9 protein-coding genes and 1 pseudogene are annotated in these 20626 nt (G+C 68.5%); 9 read left to right on the top strand and 1 reads right to left on the bottom strand.

Features of this window, described 5'->3' with window-relative positions:
• The first annotated feature begins 203 nt into the window (after nucleotides 1–203).
• From WAB15_RS07990 to WAB15_RS07975, 4 genes are read left to right on the top strand one after another with little or no spacing between them, the layout of a single operon-like run.
• Nucleotides 204–1925 carry a PD-(D/E)XK nuclease family protein gene (locus WAB15_RS07990; protein ID WP_407285814.1) on the top strand — a complete coding sequence of 574 codons (1722 nt, stop codon included), beginning with the start codon at nucleotides 204–206 and terminating at the stop codon, nucleotides 1923–1925.
• Nucleotides 1922–3112 (top strand): hypothetical protein, encoded by a 1191-nt coding sequence (locus WAB15_RS07985; RefSeq protein ID WP_407285813.1) that lies wholly within the window; start codon nucleotides 1922–1924, stop codon nucleotides 3110–3112. Before WAB15_RS07990 ends, WAB15_RS07985 begins: the two co-directional genes overlap by 4 nt.
• Complete coding sequence (locus WAB15_RS07980) at nucleotides 3105–6773, top strand: hypothetical protein (RefSeq protein ID WP_407285812.1); 3669 nt, start codon at nucleotides 3105–3107, stop codon at nucleotides 6771–6773. Before WAB15_RS07985 ends, WAB15_RS07980 begins: the two co-directional genes overlap by 8 nt.
• 33 nt (nucleotides 6774–6806) lie before the next feature.
• The gene (locus tag WAB15_RS07975) at nucleotides 6807–9917 is read left to right on the top strand and encodes a pPIWI_RE module domain-containing protein (RefSeq protein ID WP_407285811.1); all 3111 of its coding nucleotides are present in this window, start codon (nucleotides 6807–6809) and stop codon (nucleotides 9915–9917) included.
• A gap of 339 nt (nucleotides 9918–10256) precedes the next feature.
• Here the strand turns inward: WAB15_RS07975 and WAB15_RS07970 are convergent, their stop codons facing one another.
• The gene (locus tag WAB15_RS07970; protein ID WP_407285810.1) at nucleotides 10257–10511 is read right to left on the bottom strand and encodes a restriction endonuclease; all 255 of its coding nucleotides are present in this window, start codon (nucleotides 10509–10511) and stop codon (nucleotides 10257–10259) included.
• Nucleotides 10512–10872: 361 nt separating this feature from the next.
• Between WAB15_RS07970 and WAB15_RS07965 the strand changes: the two genes are divergently transcribed.
• The 5 genes and pseudogenes from WAB15_RS07965 to WAB15_RS07945 all read left to right on the top strand — a co-directional run bounded on the left by WAB15_RS07965 (nucleotide 10873) and on the right by WAB15_RS07945 (nucleotide 20624).
• Nucleotides 10873–15924 carry a DUF3320 domain-containing protein gene (locus tag WAB15_RS07965; RefSeq protein WP_407285809.1) on the top strand — a complete coding sequence of 1684 codons (5052 nt, stop codon included), beginning with the start codon at nucleotides 10873–10875 and terminating at the stop codon, nucleotides 15922–15924.
• Between the two features lie 983 nt (nucleotides 15925–16907).
• Nucleotides 16908–17054 (top strand): annotated as a pseudogene (locus WAB15_RS07960) (peptidase C39 family protein); the annotation flags it as partial.
• Between the two features lie 563 nt (nucleotides 17055–17617).
• Nucleotides 17618–18742 carry a sigma-70 family RNA polymerase sigma factor gene (locus WAB15_RS07955; RefSeq protein ID WP_407285808.1) on the top strand — a complete coding sequence of 375 codons (1125 nt, stop codon included), beginning with the start codon at nucleotides 17618–17620 and terminating at the stop codon, nucleotides 18740–18742.
• A gap of 125 nt (nucleotides 18743–18867) precedes the next feature.
• Entirely contained in the window at nucleotides 18868–19857 is a 990-nt protein-coding gene (locus tag WAB15_RS07950) for an ABC transporter ATP-binding protein (RefSeq protein WP_399144043.1), read from the top strand.
• Nucleotides 19854–20624 (top strand): MlaE family ABC transporter permease, encoded by a 771-nt coding sequence (locus WAB15_RS07945; RefSeq protein WP_386691053.1) that lies wholly within the window; start codon nucleotides 19854–19856, stop codon nucleotides 20622–20624. The genes WAB15_RS07950 and WAB15_RS07945 overlap by 4 nt, the downstream gene beginning before the upstream one ends.
• Nucleotides 20625–20626 lie beyond the last annotated feature (2 nt).

Here is a 20626-nt window from a genome sequence, read left to right as displayed (position 1 = left end):
CAGGAGAGGCGCGATGCTGGCGGGTTTCCGGTTCCGCCGGACCGTTGCGTGGCGGAGGCGTCAAGTGTAAAGCGATCGACGGCAGCTTTGTGCATGGACTTAGTTCACAGCTCTTGTGTGTCATGCTGGAGACGCCCGCAACCCGGTGCGCCGTCCTCTGCAGTGTCGCAACGGGCTGTCCTGCCATACCGCTTGGAGGAACGATGAGCAGTTGGCCGCGCCCCGCCGGGACACGGGGGGACATCAAGCTGGTGCGCACGAACCTCGGTGCGGCGCGGCTCGACCCCCGGGACTGCCCCACGAAACGCGGCAGCGACGCCCGCCCGATGCTGAATGCCGATCCCGAACCTCCGGAACTCATCGAAAAATTCCAGGACTTCACGCTCAAGGTCTTCATGGACGCGCTCGACCTCATTGAACACGAGCGCAAAGATCCGGAGTGGGTGATCGGAGAACTCCGGCGCACGGAGGGGACTTTCGGGCTCTACCGCCGTCGTGAAGCGCACTCCCTGCTGCTGTCCTGGTCGGCCGAGGCGGTCCGGCGATATCTGGCGGCCCGGGCGGCGGACCAGCATGCCCGCCAGGCCGCCGGCCTCCCGCTCACCGTCCCGGTTCGTGACACGTGGGTGGTCGGCAAGGATCCCGGGCCGGTCGACGCCCGGGGCGCGGACACCTACGAGATGACCGCCTGGGGACGCCGCTACGCGGCCCTCGACGGATCCACCAGGGAACTGTGGCTGCTCACCTTCGGTGCCGCCAAGGAAGACCGCCCCGAAGGGGAAAAGGCCGCAGCCGCGTACGTCGCGGCAAGAGGGCGGCCAGCGGGCAGGGGATGGCGGAAGCGGCACACTCCGATCCCCTTCGACGAACTCCCGCAGCACCGCACCGCCCTGCCCGAGCAAGTCCGGGTCATCGAATTCGGCTGCGGAGACGGCAAGCACAACGAGCTGCTCGACTGGAACAGGCAGGAGGCGCGGCAGCATTTCACGGCGGAGGGATGGCCCGCATTACGCCAGGCCATCGACGGCACCGGGACCCGCCCCGGAACCGGCTGCGTCGACTGCAAGGCGCTGACTGGCTGCGAGGCCCTCCCGCACAGCCCGGAACTGCTGAGGATCACGCCGCCGGAGCGCCGGCGACCCAGGCGCAGCGTCTCGGTCACCGATCTGCGCGCCTACCGGGACTGCCCCGCGAAACACCACGCGACGCGGCAGCTCAAACTGCGATCCTCGAATCCCGAGAGCCCGGAAGTGCGACGCGGCCGCGTGGTCGACGAAGTCCTGAACCAGCGGCACGGCAGCACGCCCTACCGGAGCTGTGAGGAGCTCCCCGGCCCGGCGGACCCTGCGTCCTGGGGCGCGGGCGGCCTGCACCTGAGCGGTAAGGAAGCGCTCGACGGCGCCGCCATGCTCGAACAGCACGCCTTCTACTGCCCGTTGGACGGTCTCGCCCCGGAGGAAGAGGTGCGTGTCCAGTACCAGGCGGTCTGCTACGACCCCGAACTCGATCTCGTCCTGATAGCCACCCCCGATCTGCTCCACACCCGTCGTGGGGGCTGGATCTGGCGGGAGACCAAGACCGCGAGCAGGTACCTCTATGAAGGGGAGTCGCTGTTGAAGCACTACCCCCAGCTGGCGCTCGGCGTACTGATGCTGGCCGCTGGCGTCCTGGGCGGTGCCGTGGCGCGCTCCAGGGTGGAGCTCGAACTCCTGCACACCGACGACGTGACCTTTGAGGAGCTGGACCCCTCGCGCCCGGGGACCGTCGACGAATCGAGAGAAGTGATCGCGCAACTCGCCCAGCCCTGGATCCGGGACCAGGACTACCCGGCCGATCCAGGCCAGCACTGCGGCAGCTGCGAAGCCCTCGAATGGTGCCAGCCGGGCATCGAACATCTCGCCACGACGGAGCAGGAGCACCGATGACCACCGCCTCCGATGCCCACGCTGCCCAGCGCGGCGACTGGCTCGACTTCCCCGACGTACGCCTGGTCCGTACGCTGGCCGGCGCGGTGATCCAGCTCGCCGACCTCGGGTCGCTCTCCTCCTTCAGGCTGCCCTATCCGGCCGAAGCTCAGCGCGCTCTCGACCGGACCGTCCTCGCCTGCCTCCTCAGGGGCGTCGAGGAGATCCCCCGCAGCCTGCCGGAACTGCTCTTCTGGTGCCACAGCCGCCCCTTGGAGGACTGGCCCCTCGACCTGCCGCCGGATGCCTTCGGACCGGACGACTACCTGTTGGACCCCGAGGCGCTGGTCCCCACCCAGCTGTGCCACGAGTGGTGGATCAGAGGCAAAGACGCCGGCGCCGCGCAATTCGACCGGGAGGTCATCCACACGGCGATGCGCCTGTGCCGCAAGGCGTCATCGCCCGAGTCCTACGTAGCCTTCCGCAGGCTCCTGGTCGAACGCCCGGTGCTCACCGGAGTGGAACGGTTCGAGACCGATACCGACCTGTTCCTCGCCCCCGTACAAGAACTCCTGGACCAGTGCTACGCGGCGGTCCCGGCCTCCTATGAATTCGAGGGAGCCTACGTCACCTGCGGTCGCTGCCTGACCTTGCTCACGCCGGTCGCTGGCGGCGCATGGTGGTGTGAGCGAGACCGGTGCCGGCGCCGGGGCGCGCCGCCGCACGGACGGACCCTGGCCGGGGCCGACGCGGCCGGACTGCTGCAACTGATGCGACCACTGAGGCAATTCGTCACCAGCCCGGGACGTGCCGAGGTCGAACTGGAGGCCCGGCTGAGCGCGCTAGGGCTTGAGGTTCAACTCTGGCCCGGCTTCGACGCCTACGACTTGCGCGTGACCTTCCCCGACGGACACGTCTGGGCCATCGACGTCAAGGACTGGAAGCATCCCGGCCTACTCGGCCGGTCCGCGAAACCCGTCCGCCCAGAGCCGCCCTACGACGAGTCGTGCTGGGTGGTCCCCCGCGAACAGGCCGAAGCCCACCGCGACTACCTCGGCACGTACCGGCGCAACCGCCCCGGCTCCGCCGAGGGCCTGCCCCTGCTCACCGACGACCGACTCGTCGCACTCGCCACCGCCCGGCTCCGCGAGGCAAGCGGGCCCCACTTGACGGACTCCGCACCGACGAACGGATCCCCCCGTGCGTAACAGCAGCGAGTGGTACCAGCCACTGGCCAAAGCCCTGGAACCGGTCTGGCCCCAGGAACACCACGACGTAAACCCTTCCCTGCTCTGCCAGGTGGAACTCGGCCTCTACCTGATCGAGCAGCTCGACCCCTCCCGCGACGCCCATGGTGTCTACACCCTCCTGGGCGGCTACCCCTTCGCCGTGGCCGCGGGCATCGCGACCACACCAGCACAGAGCGCCCAGCTGGATGTGGCACGCCACCTGATGTGGAAGCTGCGTCGTCGCCGCATGTGGCACCAGTGCCTGGAGACGTATGCCCAGCTGCCCGAACGGCTCCGCGGATACCGGCTGCCCGAGGGAGGAGGGCCGGCGCGCCGGGTCGAGCCGACCGTCGCGGGGGACCGCTTCGACAGGTTCGAGCGCGCGCTGTCCCGACTTCCGGACTTCGATCAGCGTGTGCTGCAGCCTGCCCCAGCGGGCCAGGCCCGGTTCACCGAGCGGCACCGGCCGGCCTCCGTGACCATCCCCGAGCAGTTGTGCTTCCCACCGGCGACCGGCCACGACCTTGGCCGGGTCCCGGGAACCGCGGGCGAGCCCCTGGACATCCCCCTGGCCGAACTCGCCGAAACCGCACACTGGATGGAGGAAGCCGAGACCGCTGGCGGCCTCCCCTCCGGGAAATGGGTGCGACGCCTGGAGGACCTGCAACTCGATGTCCTGGCCGCCGATGGGCTGCGCTTCGAGAAGACGACGGTGCTGCGCCTGGACCAGCTGCTCCACCTGGTCGGCATGGTGGGCGCGGGGAAGAGCACCCTGATGAATCTCATCGCCGTCTGGGGTGCACGTAAGGGATTGCGCACCACCTTGGTCGTCGGCGATGTCGCCGAACAGCTCACCCTGGTCAGCCATTTCCGGGACCTGGGACTGAAGGCCGCTCCTGTCATCGGCGGCACCACCCGCGAGCAGCACGCATCCCGGCTGCACCGCCGACTCGCCGCACGCGGCCAAGCCTCCCTGCTCCAGCACGACGATCCGGCCTTCGACGACCTGAGCACGGTGTGCGTCCTCGACGCGCAGCGCGGACTGGAAGCCACCGAACCCCTGCGCTATCTCGACGCCCCCTGCACGGAACTACGCCCGGTCAAGAAGCCCGGTCCGACTGCCGTCGGGGACATCCAGATGCCCGTGTACCGGCACGACGCGCCAGAAGGGCACACGGAGGAAAGCACAAGGGGAGTGGAGCCTGAGACTTCCCGGTCCGACCACGGCTGTCCGGTGTGGAGCGTCTGCCCCCGGCACGCCACCGACCGAGAGCTGGTCGACGCCCTGATCTGGGTGGCCAACCCGGCCAGCCTGCTGCAGAGCGCCGTCCCGAACCACCTCAACGCCGAACGTCTCAGGCACCTCGAACTCGCCTGCCTACGCAGCGACATCGTCATCGTCGACGAAGCAGACCGCGTACAGATGCAGCTCGACACCGCCTTCGCCCCGTCAGCGACGCTGATCGTGCGTGGTCCGGAATCCTGGCTCGACCGACTCGGCATCCACAAGATCGATGAACTGGCCCGGCAGGGCCGCCTGCCCCTCTCGGCGCGCGATGTCGAACGCTGGTCAGCCTCCCTGGACATCGTCCACATCGCTGCCAATCGCCTTTATCGCAGGCTGATCACCGACGACGACCTCCGTAAGTGGGCGGACATCGAGTACTTCAGCGCCTGGACGCTCCAAGAGAAGCTCGTCAACCAGTGGTACCCCCGGCCGCGTGCCGACGGATCCCTCCCCGACGGGATCTCCTCCGACGCCGAGGTGTACGACTCCGAGGACGAGTCCGACGGTCCCGCATCCATGCCGCGCACCCCGGGTACAGAGCCGTGGGATACCCGCCGCAATGCAGTGACCGAGGCCCTCGACGCCTTCCGCGACGACCCGCTCGGTGATCGCGGCCCGCACAGCGACCTCACCGACACTCTGATCCGCAGGGCCGGAGATCTCCTGCACAACCTCGACCAGACTGCGACCAGCCAACGGGTCCGCTCCGTTCTCGACACCCTGCTCACCGGGTCGCCCCTATTGGACGGTTCACTGCGCCAAGAGGCACCCGAGCCGGGAAAACCCGCCAGGGATCCCGTGGACACATGGGGGACTGAGCCCTGGCTGGAACGGGAGGCACGGCGCCTTGAGTTCACCCTGGTGCTGGCCGCACTGCATCAGCGCCTGGAACGCGTCACCTTCCTGTGGCCGCAGGCCGAGGCGGCCCTCCACCTGGACACCGCCGATAACGAACTGTCCCGCAGACCGCCCCTGGACTACGCACCGGTAGTGCCGGAAGCCCCGATGGGAAATGTCCTCGGGTTCCAGTACCTTCCCGAAGACCCGGAGCGAGGCCCGGACGGCGACGAACAGCGCAGCGGCACCCTCCGCTTCTTCCGGTGCGCCGGCGTAGGCCGGGAGCTTCTGCTCAACCTTCCCGCGCTGGGAGCCGACTCCGCCGCGGGCCGGCCCGGACCGCACGTGCTGCTCATGTCCGGCACCAGCTGGGCCGGGACATCGACCCGTGCACACGTCATGGCCCCCGTCAAAGCGATCCTCAAACCCCACCAGGCCGCCGTCGACTCCATCCGGCGGACCCGCTTCACCACGCTGTTCCTCTACGATGGCGAAGGAACCCCGCTCACCCTCTCCGGAGCCAAACTCGACACCCGTGAACGGGTCCTGGCCCAGATGGTCACCCAGCTCGGGAAGTCGGCCCCGGGCAGCACATCACGCCTCGACAGGGAACTGCGGCGGATCGAGGACGGTGAACGACGACGGGCACTGCTCCTGGTCGGCAGCTACCAGGACGCCAGGACTGCCGCCGACCTCCTTGAACGCATGCCGCGCTGGCGCGGAAAGGTCCGCGTCCTGGCCTCCGACAAGGCAGAGCTCGACCACACCGGCCCCGGCGACACGGCCACCGGCGACTTCACCGGCGCCTCCGCCGTACGCCGCGGTGACCTGGCTGCCTTCGCCAAGGACGAGGACGCTGAAGTCCTGGTCGCACCCCTGATGGCGATCGAACGCGGTCACAACATCCTCAACCAGAGCCACAAGGCCGCCTTCGGGACCGTGCTCTTCCTCGCCCGTCCCCACCCGCGCCCCGACGACCTCTCGCTGGCCGTCTTCGCCGTCAACGACTGGGTCACCAGGTTCGTCCGCGACCAGCCGGACCCCGAAGCGGGAACCTTCGGCAAGCTTGTGGCCGACGCGGCAGACCTGGACACCGCCGGGCTCAGCTTCCGCCTCGCAGCCCGGAAGGAATGGCGCCGCCTGCTGTCCCGGCGCTACATCTACTCCCGGCTCAGCGACGCGGAGAAGACGTCCTTCGCCTGGGACCAGCTCGTCACCATCTGGCAGGTCATCGGCCGTCTCGTACGAGGCGGAGTGCCCGCGCGTGTGGTGTTCGTCGACGCGGCCTTCGCCCCCGCCCTCGCCGAAGCCGGGGCCCCGCCCGCGGCGGCGACCCGGAGCGGACGCCGGCGCAACGACGACGGTCTGCTCATCAAGCTTCGTGACGTCCTCGCGCCCTACTTCGACGACGGGACCGCACCCGAATCGTTTCCCGACCCCGCCGACCCCGCCCTGGTACGCACGCTCTACCACCCGCTCTACGACGCCCTGTGCGGCCTGAGCACCGGAAACTGACCGCTGAGAGACAGCAAGGAGACTATGAAGACCATGGCCGCCAAATACCGCGACACCAGCCGGGCCGCCTACCTCCTCAAGCCCGACGCTGCCCCCTGGACCGCCCGTTACCGCGCGCTGCCCTCTCCTGAGCAGTGGCACGAGAGCGTCCTGGAACTCTGCAACCTCGGCCGCGCCCCCAAGGCCGAGCCGTACCGCACCGCGCCCGTCGCCCGCTTCAACGGAGTCCTGCAGACCCTCGCCCCCGATCTGATCGTCCGAGGCCGTCCCCGCGACCCGCACCAGCTGGCCGAGGACTTCTGGCTCTACGCCCCGTACGACGTCCCACACCCCCTTCCCGCTGACACCCTTGACCGGCTCAATGGAGCCTGGCTCCAGGACCTCCGCCCCGAACCCGAGCACCACCGCGCAGTCCTGGACACGTACACGGAGCTGCGCGCCTGCCCGCCGCAGTGGCAGGACGTCACCGTTGACCTCCTCGGCTGCCCCACGACCGACGGCGGAACCGCGGCCCCGCGCGACCGGCAGTACCAACTCGCCACCGATGCCCTGGCCCGGCGCATCCTCGCTCTCGGCCCCTACGAACACAGCGCCGGCAGCCTGCACTTCCGCGCCGTGCCGCGAGGCCCGCGGCAGCAAGGAGCGGAGCTCCTCTCGCAGCCTCTCTCGCACGTGGTCAAGGGGCGTGAGTGGTGGTTCTCCATCGTGATCAACATTTCACTGCACACTGTCCCCTTCGACCCCCGGCCCCGTCTCCACCTGCACACCGGAGTACGCCGCTGGGCGACTCGCCTCGACGCGAAGAAGCAGCGGCTGCGGCTGCCGTACGGCCGCGACACCTCTGTCTATCTGCTGCCCGGCATCCCCTGGCTGCCCGGAACGCCCACCAGCGACCGGTACGCGGTGGCGCGTCTGACCTGGGACCGCGGCACTCAGGGCTACGCCTGGAAGAACAACGGACCCGCCCAGATCCTCGGCAGGCTGACGCTCAATTGCCCCTTCCCCGACCCGGTCAGCCTGCTCACCGAACCCGAGGCGTGGATCGGCGACGGGGACGGCACCCGTGCCTCGGTCGTCCACAGCACACACATGGGCGCTCATGGCATCGGAGCCGGCCTCATGTCGCACCAACGTTCACAGATCGTCGAGTGGGCCGAACAGGCGCTGCCCGAGCAGATGCGCCGGGTCCCCTCCCTCAGCCGAGCGAGCGTCGGCAGCAGCGCCCCCGCCAACGCCCGGCCCAAGCCCAAGGCAGCGGAGAAGGCCGCCGAAGCGGAACGCGAAGCCCTCGCCCGCCGAACCGCACTCGCGGTGGCAGCCAGGATCAACGAGGGACAGGACCCCGCCGAGGCAGTCGAGGGAAGCGGAGACGCGTGCCTCGTCGAAGCGCGACTGCTATGGCAAAGCCCTACGTTCCGGGATGCGGCCGTCGAGGCCCTCGCCGATGTCCTCGGGCTGGACGGCGACGGAGGCCGTCCAGAGCCAGTCACCGCCGAGGAGGTGTACGAGCTGGCCACGCCCGGAAGCCCGGTCATCCTCGAATGGAAGTCCCCGGAACTCACCCTCCGCCTACACTGCCTGCGCACCACCGGCGGAATCACCGACACCCTGGGCATCGACCCCAAAGCGCGGCCAAGGGGCAAAGCCCTGGAAGCCGGCATCAACACCCGCCGGAAGGCGGCCGAGGCATTCCTCACCGACGACGGAGCCGACCCGCTCCACCCCGGCTTCGCACTCGTGGAGATCGACCGCCAACAGGACTTCGCCCACCGTCTGGACGACCCCAAGTACGCGCTCCGGCTGGGCTGCGCGGACGCGGGCGTGCTCACGCAATTCGCGCTCGTCCCCAAGAAGGCCAAGGGGCACAACACCGAGAAGAACCTCTCGCACCGGGTCCGTTCGGGATGGGAGGACGCCCTGCGCCAGTACGGCGTCCGTGTCCTGCCCGAGCACACGCTCGGCGAGGCGATTCCCGAGGGCCTGCGCTACGTCGCCACGTACATGGTCAAGCGACGCAAGGACGGCCCCACACGGCTTCCCCGCCACACCCCGGTGGCCGTCATGGTCACGCCGCTCGCACCGGGCAGCGGCCTGGCGGCGGTCACCGGCTGGGACGAGCGGACGGGACGCTGGATCCCCTACCCCCGCTTCCTGCTCGGACTGGTCAAGACAGCCGAAATTCCGGAGGTGAGCGAACCCACGGAAACCGAGAGCGGGACGGCCATGGACGCCGAAGCCGCCACTGTCGTACCCCGGCAGCGCTCGAAGTACCGCTTCTGGCAACAGAACATGGACGAGCAGCGCAGAGCCACCGCCCGCTACCTCCAGAAGATGGTCCGCTCTCTCCGAGGCCGGCCCACCGCACTGCTGACCCATTCTCAGAACAGCCGGCTGCACTGGCCCTGGCTCCAGGACGGCCGAACCGAACGAGACCTGATCAAGACCGGGCACGCGCAGCCGGTTGGACTCGACCCCGATCTTCGGTTGATACGCGTACGTACCGCAGCGGGTCGGGAGACCCCCCAGTGGTGGGGCAACGCCGCTCCCGGCGAGGTTAACGGCCTGCCCCAGGGACTGTGGGTGGAAGACGAAGACGCGGCTTGGTCGTCAGGACGGATCTTCTACAGCACCACTCCCAAGGCAGGCACCTTCCGGGACTCCGCGGTTGAGGCCGACAAGATCGCTCCTCGCCCTCTGCGTCAGGGCCCCAACAAGGGCAAACCCACCATCGACACGCACATCCCTGCCTGGAACCCAGGGCTGGTGGAAATCGCGGTCCTGGGCTGCCACCCAGACGCCGGCGACTCGCCCGAAGCCCTCGCCCTCGCGGTGCACCAGCTTCGCCAAGCCCCCGATTACCTGGACGCCCTCTCGCTGCCGCTGCCCCTGCACCTGGCGAGCCTCGCCCAGCACTACGTACTGCCGACGGTCGCCGAGAGAGAGGCCGAGGCCGAGGAAGGCTCCCTGCAGGAGCCGGCCACTGCCGAGGTGGAGGGCAGCGCCAACGGCCAGCGAGTAGTGGCGGCGCTGGGTGTGATCGCGGCCAGCGCGGACACCGAGCCAGCAGGCCTGGACCCGGAATGCGCCGAGGAGCCCGGCCTCGCGCAAGCACCAGAAGACGAACAGCTCACCTTGTTCTCCTGAGGGGACGGGCGGAGCCGGAATGGGAAAAACAGCGCTCCGCCCTGTGGTATCGATCGAGAGCGCGTCCGGCAGGCTCTACAGGTGCGGTCCGTGCCGGTACTCCCGCCGATCGGCGATGGGCGGTCCGCTCGCGTTCGCATCGATTGCTGCGGTGGAGCGCTGAGTGGAACCCGAAGGAGCAGCACACGTCTTTCTGCTTGTCCGGCAGTACGTCATCGGCGGTGATGCACTGCCGGAGACGGTGGCCTTGGCGGCCTCGGTGATCAGGAATCAAACCTTGACGGAGACCTTGATCCAGGCCGAGGCGGCACGAGCGGTTGGCGCAGCTGGAGCTTGTGGTCAGGTACCCCGGGGTGGGCGGCCTCCGGAGACACAGCGGCCGAGGGCGCGGCTGTCGATGAGGCGCAGAGGGCGGTCGAGTTCGGCGTTGGCGCGTTGGGCGGCTGGGGTGAAGGAGCTGGTGATGATGGGGGCCTGTTCACAGCGGTGGTAGGCGCGGTCGGTGCCGTTCACGGAGTAGATGACGAGTTCTCGGACGCGGTTCGATGGCGCGTAGCGCTTGCCCTGGACGTCGATGCGGCGTCCGTCGGTCAAGGCGGAGCAGGACGTCGTGGGCGCGTTCATTGGCGCCGCCGGAGACGGTGGCGGCGCGGACCGAGGGGTCGCGGCGGGCGAGGTCGGCGATGGCGTGCTCGACCTGAGTGCCAGTCATGTGCTGGTAGGCGGCGATGTTGTGGAGGCACTCCAGGTCGTACGGGTTTGTCTGAGCCCCGAGCATCCGTGATATCGGACGCTGCCAGCTCGCCAGCAGCCTCGGGTCACGCGCTTCCAGGTACTTCGCCGTAGGGGGAGCGCTGCGCTGGGACTGGTGTGTCGGGGTGTCAGCAGAGAATAATTACCGCACTGGGGGCGAGGGCTGTTGCCTCCTGCGCATTCCCTTCGGAGGTACGTCTGTATGCCCAGTCCGCGAACGACCGGAGCCGCGCAGCGCGGCAGCGGTGGCGCTGCAGGGGCCAGTGACCCCGCGCTCGACCGGTTGAAGGCCGTTCTGGACAGTTGGCACAGTTCCCTGGTCGACCTTGGCGGCCGCAACCGCCTGCTGAACTTTCGTCATACGAGGACCGCCACGCTGGAGATCACGGCTCCTGACCCCTCTGAGGTGTTGGCTGGCCTTGCTCGCGGTTGGTCTTTCGCTCCAGTCAAGGACGATGAACCCGTCGAAGGCAGCGCGGTCGGAGAGCCGGTGGCTCCGGGCGGCGGGAATGCGTGCGACACCACCTCCACGGCCGGCGGCCGCGAACGCATCTCCGGCCTGGTGACACAAAAGAACACGCAGGCGGGGCTGGGCGCGTCGCTCTATCAACTGCGACAGAAGTCCGGCCAGATGTACAACGACTACGGCCTGTGGGTGCTCTGGCTTGGCGTCGGCATGCTGGACTGGCGGGAGGAGGGCGCTGAGGAGACCAGTTCTGCTCCGCTGGTGCTCGTGCCCGTGGAGCTTCGCCGGGACGGCCGACGGCAGACGCGTTTGCACCTGGCGGAGGACCAGGATCGGATTCTCAACCCCGCGCTCGCGGTCAAGCTGCACCGGATGGGCGTCGACTGGAGCTCGGTCGCCGATTGTGACGTGGCCGATCCAGGTGGGGTTCTTGCCGCCGCCCGGGAAGTCGCGCGAGGACAGGACGGCTGGTCGGTTGACGAGCGCGTGGTAATCGGCCTCTTCGCCTCGTACAAGGAGGCGATGTACCAGGACCTCCAGCAGAACCAGGAGCGCATCCTCGCTCATCCGCTGGTCCGGGCTGTCGGCCTCGGACCCGACGCGGGGTTGCCCGACGACCTGATCGGCTTCGAGCCTACCGAGCTCGACCGCATCGATGAGATCCAGCTGCCTGAGCGGACCCCACTCGTGCTGGACGCGGACTCCTCGCAGCGGCAGTGCATCGCGGCCGCGCTGGACGGCCGTTCCTTCGTGATGAGCGGTCCGCCCGGTACGGGCAAGAGCCAGACGATCACCAACATGATCGCAGCACTCATGCACGCCGGCCGTTCCGTCCTCTTCGTCAGCGAGAAGGCCGCGGCGCTCGACGTGGTCCGCAACCGGCTGAGAGGTGTCGGGCTCGGGGACTTCGTGATGGCCCTGCATAGCGGCGACACCAGCAAGAAGGCCGTGGCGACGGAGCTCGAACGGGTGCTGACCACCGAGGTGCGGATCACCGGCGCGGCCGAGCACGAACTCGACCGGGCCCGTAGGCTGCGCGAGGAACTGTCCGCCTACGCGGCGGCCATGAACCAGACCCGTGAACCGCTCGGCCGTTCCCTCCACGACGTCCTGGGCCGCCTGGCTCTCCTGGAGCGGGCCGATACTCCGCAGCTCACCCTCGGCGCACGGAGCACCGACACGGTCCGGCGGCTCGGCGCCGGGGAGCTGCAGGCGCTCATGGAAGCCGCCGGCGCCGTCAGCCGGTCCTGGCGCCCGGCAGCGGAGGGCGAGGCGTTCGTCTGGCGCGGGTTGAAGGGGGCCGCCGCCCCCACCACGGTCCTCGCCGAGGCCGCCGATGCGCTCGCGGACCTGCGCACGGCTGCCGAGCGTCGCCCATTTGCGGTCACGACTCCCGAACCGCGTACCGTGCACGACGTACGGCAGACCGTGCGGACTCTGAAAGCGGGCCTGCCCGAGCGGGACCCAGCCACGGCCGACACGGTTGGCGGCGAACTGTCGGACGACGTCTCCGGAAGCCTCGCCCAGCTGGCCGAGTTGTTCGGACTGCCCAAGCCGGAAACCGCCCAAGCTGCATTCGGCCTACTGGAACTCGCCGATCTGGCCTCCGCGGCGAAGCGGCCGCCTGCGCGATGGTTTGATGAGGAAGGGCTACGCGAGGCACATCGAGCTGCTCTGGAGCTGCGGGACGCGCTCGCCGCCCGTGCGGCCGCCCGCGCGGCAGCGGGAGACGTTTTTGGTGAGCAGGTGCTGGAGGCCGAAGAGTTGCCCGCCCTGGTCGAGAGGTTCACTGAACAGCACCGGGGTGTGTTCGCGCGTCTGTCCGGCCAGTATCGGGAGGATCGCGCGGCGGTGGCCGCACTCACGCGCGACGGCGCCTGGAACAAGACGCTACCTCAGCGTCTCGACGACGCCCTGACCTGGCAGAACACTGCGGCCGAGGTCACACGGCTGGTGGCATGTCACGAAAAGGCGCTGGGCGGCTACGTTTCCAGCGACGAGAACGAACTGCCCGCCCTGGACGTGGTGCTGGCCGCTGCGGACCGCATCGCGGAACTCACCCGCGGGATGGCTCAGCGGGACCTCCTTATTGCCTGCCTGGGAGACGGCACTGAGCCCGACCCGTTGCCGGGGCTGCTGGCCCGTGGCATTCGCGGCGCGCTGGCCGGCTGGTGCGACACGGCGACGCGTCGTTCCGCTCGCTGGTCGGAGTCCTCGACCGCGCTGAATGACCTCTTCGAGAATTCCCGCCAGGTTCAATTGTCCTTCTCCCTGTTCGGTACCTTCGATCAGGCCCAGCAGGCCGTCGACGAACTCCGGGCCGACCCGCGCGGCCCGGAGGAATGGCAGGCATACCGCGCCGGACTGGCCGTCCTGGCGCGTCACGGTGCCGATGCAATCGTCCCGCGTGCCGTCGAACGAGACCTCCTGCCCGATCGGTTGCCTGCGATCGTCGAGCAGTCGGTGCTCAAGTGCTGGGCCGACGACCTCCTGGCCACGGATACCCGGCTCGCCACCACCCGCTCCGCGGACCTGGACGCCCGGGTGGCCGACTTCCAGGAGGCAGACCGCCGACTGGTCGCTGCCGCGAGCGGCGCCGTGATCGAAGCGTGCAACAAGCGCCGACCACGTCGGTTCAGCGGCGGGGCGGCCTTGGTGATCAAGAAGCAGGCGGAGCTGAAGCGACGCCACATGCCGGTGCGGGAACTGCTCGGCCGGACCCGTGAAGTCGTCCGACTGATCAAGCCGTGCTTCATGATGAGTCCTCTGACGGTAAGCCAGTTACTGCCTGCGGGCTTCCACTTCGACGTGGTGATCTTCGACGAGGCGTCACAGGTCCGCCCAGCGGATGCCATCAACTGCATATATCGGGCAGGCTCTCTGATCGTGGCCGGCGACGAGAAGCAGCTGCCGCCCACATCCTTCTTCGACTCGGCCGTCGACGACGACTCCGACCAGTATGACGAGGATATTCCGGACAGCTTCGAGTCGCTGCTGCACGCCTGCAAGGCGGGCGCCCTGCGCGAGCTGTCCCTGCGCTGGCACTACCGCAGCCGTCACGAGGACCTGATTACGTTCAGTAACAAGTCCTTCTACGGCAACTCCATGGTGACCTTCCCAGGAGCACTGGACCACGGCAACGACATCGGCGTTGAGTTCTTCCACACACAGGGCGTGTACGACCGCGGTGGCCGACGCGACAACCGTGTGGAGGCGGATTCCGTCGCCCAGCGGGTCATCCATCACTTCGACACGCGACCCAACCGCACCCTAGGCGTCGTCGCCCTCTCCCAGGCGCAGGCAGCGGCCATCGACCAAGCCGTCCAGCAGGCCCGACTGCTCCGCCCCGACTTGGACCACTGCTTCACCGAGGACCGGCTAGACGGGTTCTTCGTCAAGAACCTTGAATCCGTCCAGGGCGACGAGCGGGACGTCGTGATCATGTCGATTGGATACGGCCCCGACGAGCACGGCAAGCTCGGGACGAACTTCGGTCCCATTAACAAGGGGGGCGGCTGGCGGCGCCTCAACGTCGCCGTCACCCGGGCGCGTTTCCGCATGGAGGTCGTTGCGTCTTTCCGGGGCAGCAGCGTGACCGACAGCGCGAATGAAAGCGTTCAGCACCTCAAGCGGTATCTGGAGTACGCCGAGAACGGTCCCGCAGTCCTCGCGCAGGACGTGACGCAGGGTGACGCCGAGCCGGACAGCCCCTTCGAGGAGTCGGTCCTGCAGGTGCTGCGCGAATGGGGCTACCGCGTTCAGCCGCAGGTCGGCGTCGCGGGATACCGCATCGACATCGGCGTGCGCCATCCGGAGTTCCCTGGTGCCTACGCGCTCGGTATTGAGTGCGACGGTGCGATGTACCACTCGTCCAGAACGGCTCGCGACCGCGACCGTCTACGGGAGGAGGTGCTTGCCGGTCTGGGCTGGCGGCTGCACCGCATCTGGGGCACCGATTGGTATCGCGGCCGGACTGCCGCCGAGCTGAGGCTGCGTGAGGCGGTCGCGTTGGCGGTCGAACGGGGACTGATGTCGGATTCCGCCTTGGCGGATCCTGCGATGAACAGGGCGGTTGCCACCGAGGACGGGGCGGGGAACACCTCCGACACGAGGCCGGCCGCTCCGCTCTCTGGTACGTCGGCCTGGCCCGGTACTCCGGGACCGGGGAACGGGACGCTGCAGACGGCCCCGGCGCCCGCGGAGCATGAGCGCGTTCCTGTCGACACCGAGCCCGACCGGCCGTGGAGCTCCCTGTACGAGACGTGCGAGATGACCGTGTCCTCACCGTACGAACTGCACACCCAGGAGGCCCGGCCCGCGCTGAGCAAACTTCTGGCCAGGGTCATCGGTATCGAGGGACCCATTCACGAGGAGCTCTTGGTGCAGCGCGCCCGGGAGGCGTGGGGCGTCGCCCGGGCGGGCAACAGGATCCGCGACAACGTGAGGGAAGCGGTGCGCGGTCTCGTCTGTTCAGGGCAGATCACCGTCGACGGACAGTTCCTGGACGTCGCAGGCCGGGAGGAGCTGGACGCCCGAGTTCCGGGGGAGGGCCACACCCCCCGCAAGACCGCGCACATCGCTTCGGCCGAGAGGCAGCTGGCGTTGTACGAACTTGCCGCGGAGTGCCCAGGCATGTCGCGGGACGAATTGGTCCGGCACGCGGGCGAGTTCTTTGGCTGGCGTCGCATGGGCCGGGACATTCGCAGCTTCCTGGACTCCGACATCGACGAACTGCACCGCCGGGGCAGGCTGAGGGATGCGGACGGACACATCACGGTGGTCGGGTGACGGCACCGTGGTGGACCGGATGCGCCATGTTATGGCAGGGAGCCTGCGGGAGTACCGGTTGACGCGCTCACGCGTTCGGTGTGGGGCTGGAGGAGGGCGCGATGCCCCTTGCGGAGCTCCTCTGGGCACGGAGAGAGGCTTCCATGCGATTGATGGCGCTCCCCATGCCGCGTTCCGGTGTAGCGCACGTTGACTGGGCAAGGAAACGCGGGTGATGGCCTTCGGGCGCCTCCAGAGCCCCCCGAAGGCGTCGCCGCCATGGGCGCTGCTCTGGGGGAACTCCTACTAGAGCAGCGCCACTCGGCGGCACGGCCGCGCCCCCTAGTACGAGTTGAACCCCGACCCCCCGACTTCCGCCCCAGCCGCCCCGCGTCCACCATCCGCTGAAGCAACGGGGGAGCGGCGTGCAGGGGCTCCTTGCACTCCTGGTTTATGCAGCCTCCCGTTCGCGGCAGTTGTTCTCCAGCCACTGCTTTATCTCGTTAGGCCAGAACCGCAGTTGTTGCCCCACGCGGAAACTTGGGATGGCCTGCTTCTCGTGATTGTCGTAAACCCATGAGACGGGCTTCTGGAGAAAAGTCAGCCAAGGCTGGCACGGTCCACATCGATTGGTTCATAGCTGTCCACTTCCGTAGGCGGGCGTGCGACACATTAAGGACGGATCGCGGCCGTACCAAACGGCCCCGTAGATCACCGCCCGGAGCCGTCGTGGTCCCCTCCAGAGAGGAAGCCCACGTGGGGCCGGTGACTCGCTGTGGGGATCGAACGTGCCTGGCCCCGGTGCGTCGGGAACGTCCGCGTCCGTCAATACCAAGACTCAGCACCGATCCAGCACAACACCCCCGACCGGACCGGAAGGGGCGGCAGCGGAAGTCAGCACGAAGTCAGCACGGCCCGGCTCGGCCTCGTCCGGAGTGGACGAGCCCGAGCCGTTGACCTGCATGTTTGCCGGCCCGCCTCACGTCTGCTATCGCCCCGCATCCCAGTTCGAGAACATCTGGCTGCGGACCAAGCGCAAGAACGCCGAGGGCAAGGTGGTCGGCGCCACCGGCGGCGTCTGCTACCTGTACTTCCCGGCGAAGCCGGCACCGACTCAGCACCGTGTTCTGCGGGAGCTGGGAATCGGCTGAGCAAGTGCCACCCCGAAGGTGGCTCCATTCAAGGCCAGGTCAGACCTCGTCTGACCTGGCCTTTTGCGGGCCATCCCTGATGGGGAGTCAGCCTCGCCGCATGTCCCGTCGGAAGCCCTCGGGCAGCTCACGGGCGCGGCACTCGATCCACTCCCGTGCGGCCGGTGCCCGTTCCGGTACTGGATGGCCGTCGTCAAGGCCGAGCCGGCCCGGCTGTAGGCGCTGCGTGCCCGGCACCTGGAAATGCTCTGCCGTGCCGTGCAATCCCGGCGTGAGGGTGCCCTGCAGGCGTATACCGGCTATCTGTGGCGTATGCGGCTGAACCAGTCGGTGCCGGACGCCCTCGCGGGCGAGGCGGAGCGATCCCGGTATCTGGATTCGTGGATCGTAACGCTACTGAGTGGATCGAAACGCAACTGAATCGTGACTGACTTCGCGCTCATTCGGCCACGGTCCCCCCTCCCGCCACGGTGTACCTGCCGGTAATGTCGGCCGCCACCTACCGGGGGGTATGGACGGCTCTTCCGAGGGGCCAGTGTTGCGAAACGGTGCGAGGAGGCCTGATGGCGACTGATCCGCAGTTCGTACGTTCGGGGCGACCGCATGGCTGCTCGGACGAGCGCTGGCAGCGTATGTGGAGCCATCGCGAGCATCTGTTGAGGGTCGCGCGCAGGCGGTCCATGAGCGTCGAGGACGCGGAGGACGCCGTACACGAGGCGATGGTGCGCGCCATGGAGAATCCGCGCGTCGAGGACGAGCGGCTCGGGGCGTGGCTCACGACCGTGACCATGCGTCTGTGTGTCGACCGGTACCGCCAGGTCACACGTGAAGCCGAGGTCGGCACCCGCTCGACGCTGACCCCGCACCCCATCGCCCCCGTCGACGAAGTGGTGTGCGATCGCGCCGAGGCCAAGTGGCTGGCGAACCGGAGCGGCGAACTGCCCGCACGGCAGGCGGAGGCGCTCTGGCTCAAGTCGGAGGACCTGGACGTCGACCAGGTCGCCCGGAAGATGGGGCTGAGCTACCGGACGGTCGAGTCGCTGCTCGCCAGGGCCCGTCGTACGATGCGCAACTCGCTCGCCGCGACGCTCGCCACCTGCTTCTGGATGTGCTGGCGCGGCAGGCCCCGGCTGGGCAGCGGTGCGCAGGTGGCGACGGTGGCGTCCACCGCGGCGACGCTCGCGGCTTTGGGGTTCGCACTTCCCTCCCTACATGGGGAGATGGAGAAGGACGGGGTTCGTCCGCCGGCTTCCTCCCAGACCGTGGCCGACTCGCCCACGGCGGAGGAGGGCCACCACCGGACCGACGTGCCCGGCCTCATGGCCGGATCGGAGTCCCGCGGTCCCGCCGCGTGGGGACCGGCGGGGCCGCTCGCCGGCGCCGGTCTGTTGCTGCTCGATGCGTCGCTCCCGCTGCCGCCGCTGACGGAATCGGCCGTTCCGGCCACCCCGTCCGTTCATCGGATGCTGTCCGGGCTGGACGCCAAGGATGTTCCGGACGCGCCCGATGTTCCGGAAGCCCCGGTGGTGCCGGGTCCTTCCTCCACTTCTTCGGCACCCCTGATTGCTCCGGCCGCTCCGTCCACTCCGTCCGTCCCGGGGAATTCTGCCGAGGATGCCGAGGGCGACGCACCGGTGGCCACCCCGAGCACCGTCGGCGAACTGCCGCGCGCGCCCCGCGCACAGTGATGTTCACCCCTGGTCGACACAGGATTGCGTCCCGGTAAAAAAATCTTGGCGGATGAGCGACGGACGCCCCGCCCTTCCCCGTAGAGCTGATGACAGAGCTACTTCAGGGCTGAAGGGCGGGCCGGATGGGTGTCGAGATCTGCGTGGAAGGGTTGACCAAATCCTTCGGGCAGCAGGTTATTTGGCAGGACGTATCGCTGACTCTGCCCGCTGGGGAGATATCGGTCATGCTGGGCCCTTCGGGCACCGGCAAGTCTGTGTTCTTGAAGACGCTCGTCGGCCTGCTGAAGCCGGACAGAGGCTCGATCACGATCGCGGGGAAGGACATCACCCGGCTCCGTGAGCACGACCTGTACGAGGTGCGCAAGTTGTTCGGCGTCCTCTTCCAGGACGGTGCGCTGTTCGGCTCGATGAACCTCTACGACAACATCGCCTTCCCGCTGCGTGAGCACACGCGCAAGCCCGAGAGCGAGATCAAGCGGATCGTCCTGGAAAAAATGGACATGGTCGGCCTGATCGGAGCCGAGGAGAAGCTGCCCGGCGAGATATCCGGCGGTATGCGCAAGCGAGCGGGTCTGGCGCGGGCGCTGGTACTCGACCCGGAGATCATCCTCTTCGACGAGCCCGACTCCGGGCTCGACCCGGTGCGTGTGGCGTACCTCAACCAGTTGATCGTCGACCTGAACGCGCAGATCGACGCCACCTTCCTGATCGTCACCCACGACATCGCCTCGGCCCGCCAGGTGCCGGACAACATCGGCCTGCTCTTCCGCCGCGAGCTGGTGATGTTCGGCCCCCGCGAAGACCTGCTCACCAGTGAGGAGCCGGTCGTGCGCCAGTTCCTCAACGGACGGATGCAGGGCCCGATCGGCATGGCCGAGGAGAAGGACGCGGCCCAGGTCAAGCAGGAGCTCGCCGAGCTCCACGCCGGAAACCACCGCGGCCCGAAGGGCGGCAAGGGAGCGGGCGGGGGCAAGATCCCGCGCCTGCTGCCCAGCCCCGGCATCACCCGCCCGCCCCGCTGGGAGGAGATCGCCGAGCAAGAGGAGAAGATGCAGCGGCTGCGGAAGCTGCGTGCGGCCGTGGGCCCGGACGGCGGGGTGACCGGAGCATGAGCCTCTCGCCCACGGCCGGGCTGAAACATTCGGGCAGCCTCTTCTCGCTGGCTCTGGACGTTCTCCGCACCCTGCCGCGCCGCCCTTTTCAGCTGCGGGAGTTCATCCAGCAGTCCTGGTTCATCGCGAGCGTCACGATCCTGCCGACCGCACTGGTCTCCATCCCGTTCGGCGCTGTCATCGCACTCCAGATCGGAAGCCTGACGCGGCAGCTGGGCGCACAGTCCTTCTCCGGAGCCGCGTCGGTCCTGGCGGTCCTCCGTGAGGCGTCGCCGATCGTGACCGCCCTCCTCATCGCAGGAGCCGGCGGCTCCGCGATCTGCGCGGACCTCGGCGCACGCAAGATCCGCGAGGAGATCGACGCGATGGAAGTCCTCGGCATCGATCCGATCCACCGGCTGGTCGTCCCCCGTGTGCTGGGCTCGATGGCCGTGGCGGTGCTCCTCAACGGACTGGTCTCCGTGGTCGGCGTGAGCGGCGGCTACTTCTTCAACGTGGTGATGCAGCACGGGACGCCGGGCGCGTATCTGGCCTCCTTCACCACCCTCGCGCAGCTGCCCGACCTCTATTGGGCCGAACTGAAAGCGCTGATCTTCGGCGCCATCGCGGCGATCGTCGCCTCGTACAAGGGCCTGAACGCCAAGGGCGGTCCGAAGGGAGTCGGCGACGCGGTGAACCAATCGGTCGTCATCACCTTCATGCTGCTGTTCGTCACCAACTTCGTGATGACCGCGGTCTACTTCCAGCTCGTTCCGCAGAGGGGTTAGTG

This window comes from Streptomyces sirii (assembly GCF_045690365.1).
In the GTDB taxonomy this organism is placed as follows: Bacteria; Actinomycetota; Actinomycetes; order Streptomycetales; family Streptomycetaceae; genus Streptomyces; species Streptomyces sirii.
This window is presented reverse-complemented; position numbering and strand designations above follow the sequence as displayed.

Excerpts from the sequence above, each read along its gene's own strand:
- WAB15_RS07955 (WP_407285808.1), top strand. The coding sequence starts at position 17,618 with ATGGCGACTGATCCGCAGTTCGTACGTTCGGGGCGACCGCATGGCTGC.
- WAB15_RS07945 (WP_386691053.1), top strand. The coding sequence starts at position 19,854 with ATGAGCCTCTCGCCCACGGCCGGGCTGAAACATTCGGGCAGCCTCTTC.
- WAB15_RS07950 (WP_399144043.1), top strand. The coding sequence starts at position 18,868 with ATGGGTGTCGAGATCTGCGTGGAAGGGTTGACCAAATCCTTCGGGCAG.
- WAB15_RS07965 (WP_407285809.1), top strand. The coding sequence starts at position 10,873 with ATGCCCAGTCCGCGAACGACCGGAGCCGCGCAGCGCGGCAGCGGTGGC.
- WAB15_RS07985 (WP_407285813.1), top strand. The coding sequence starts at position 1,922 with ATGACCACCGCCTCCGATGCCCACGCTGCCCAGCGCGGCGACTGGCTC.
- WAB15_RS07990 (WP_407285814.1), top strand. The coding sequence starts at position 204 with ATGAGCAGTTGGCCGCGCCCCGCCGGGACACGGGGGGACATCAAGCTG.
- WAB15_RS07975 (WP_407285811.1), top strand. The coding sequence starts at position 6,807 with ATGGCCGCCAAATACCGCGACACCAGCCGGGCCGCCTACCTCCTCAAG.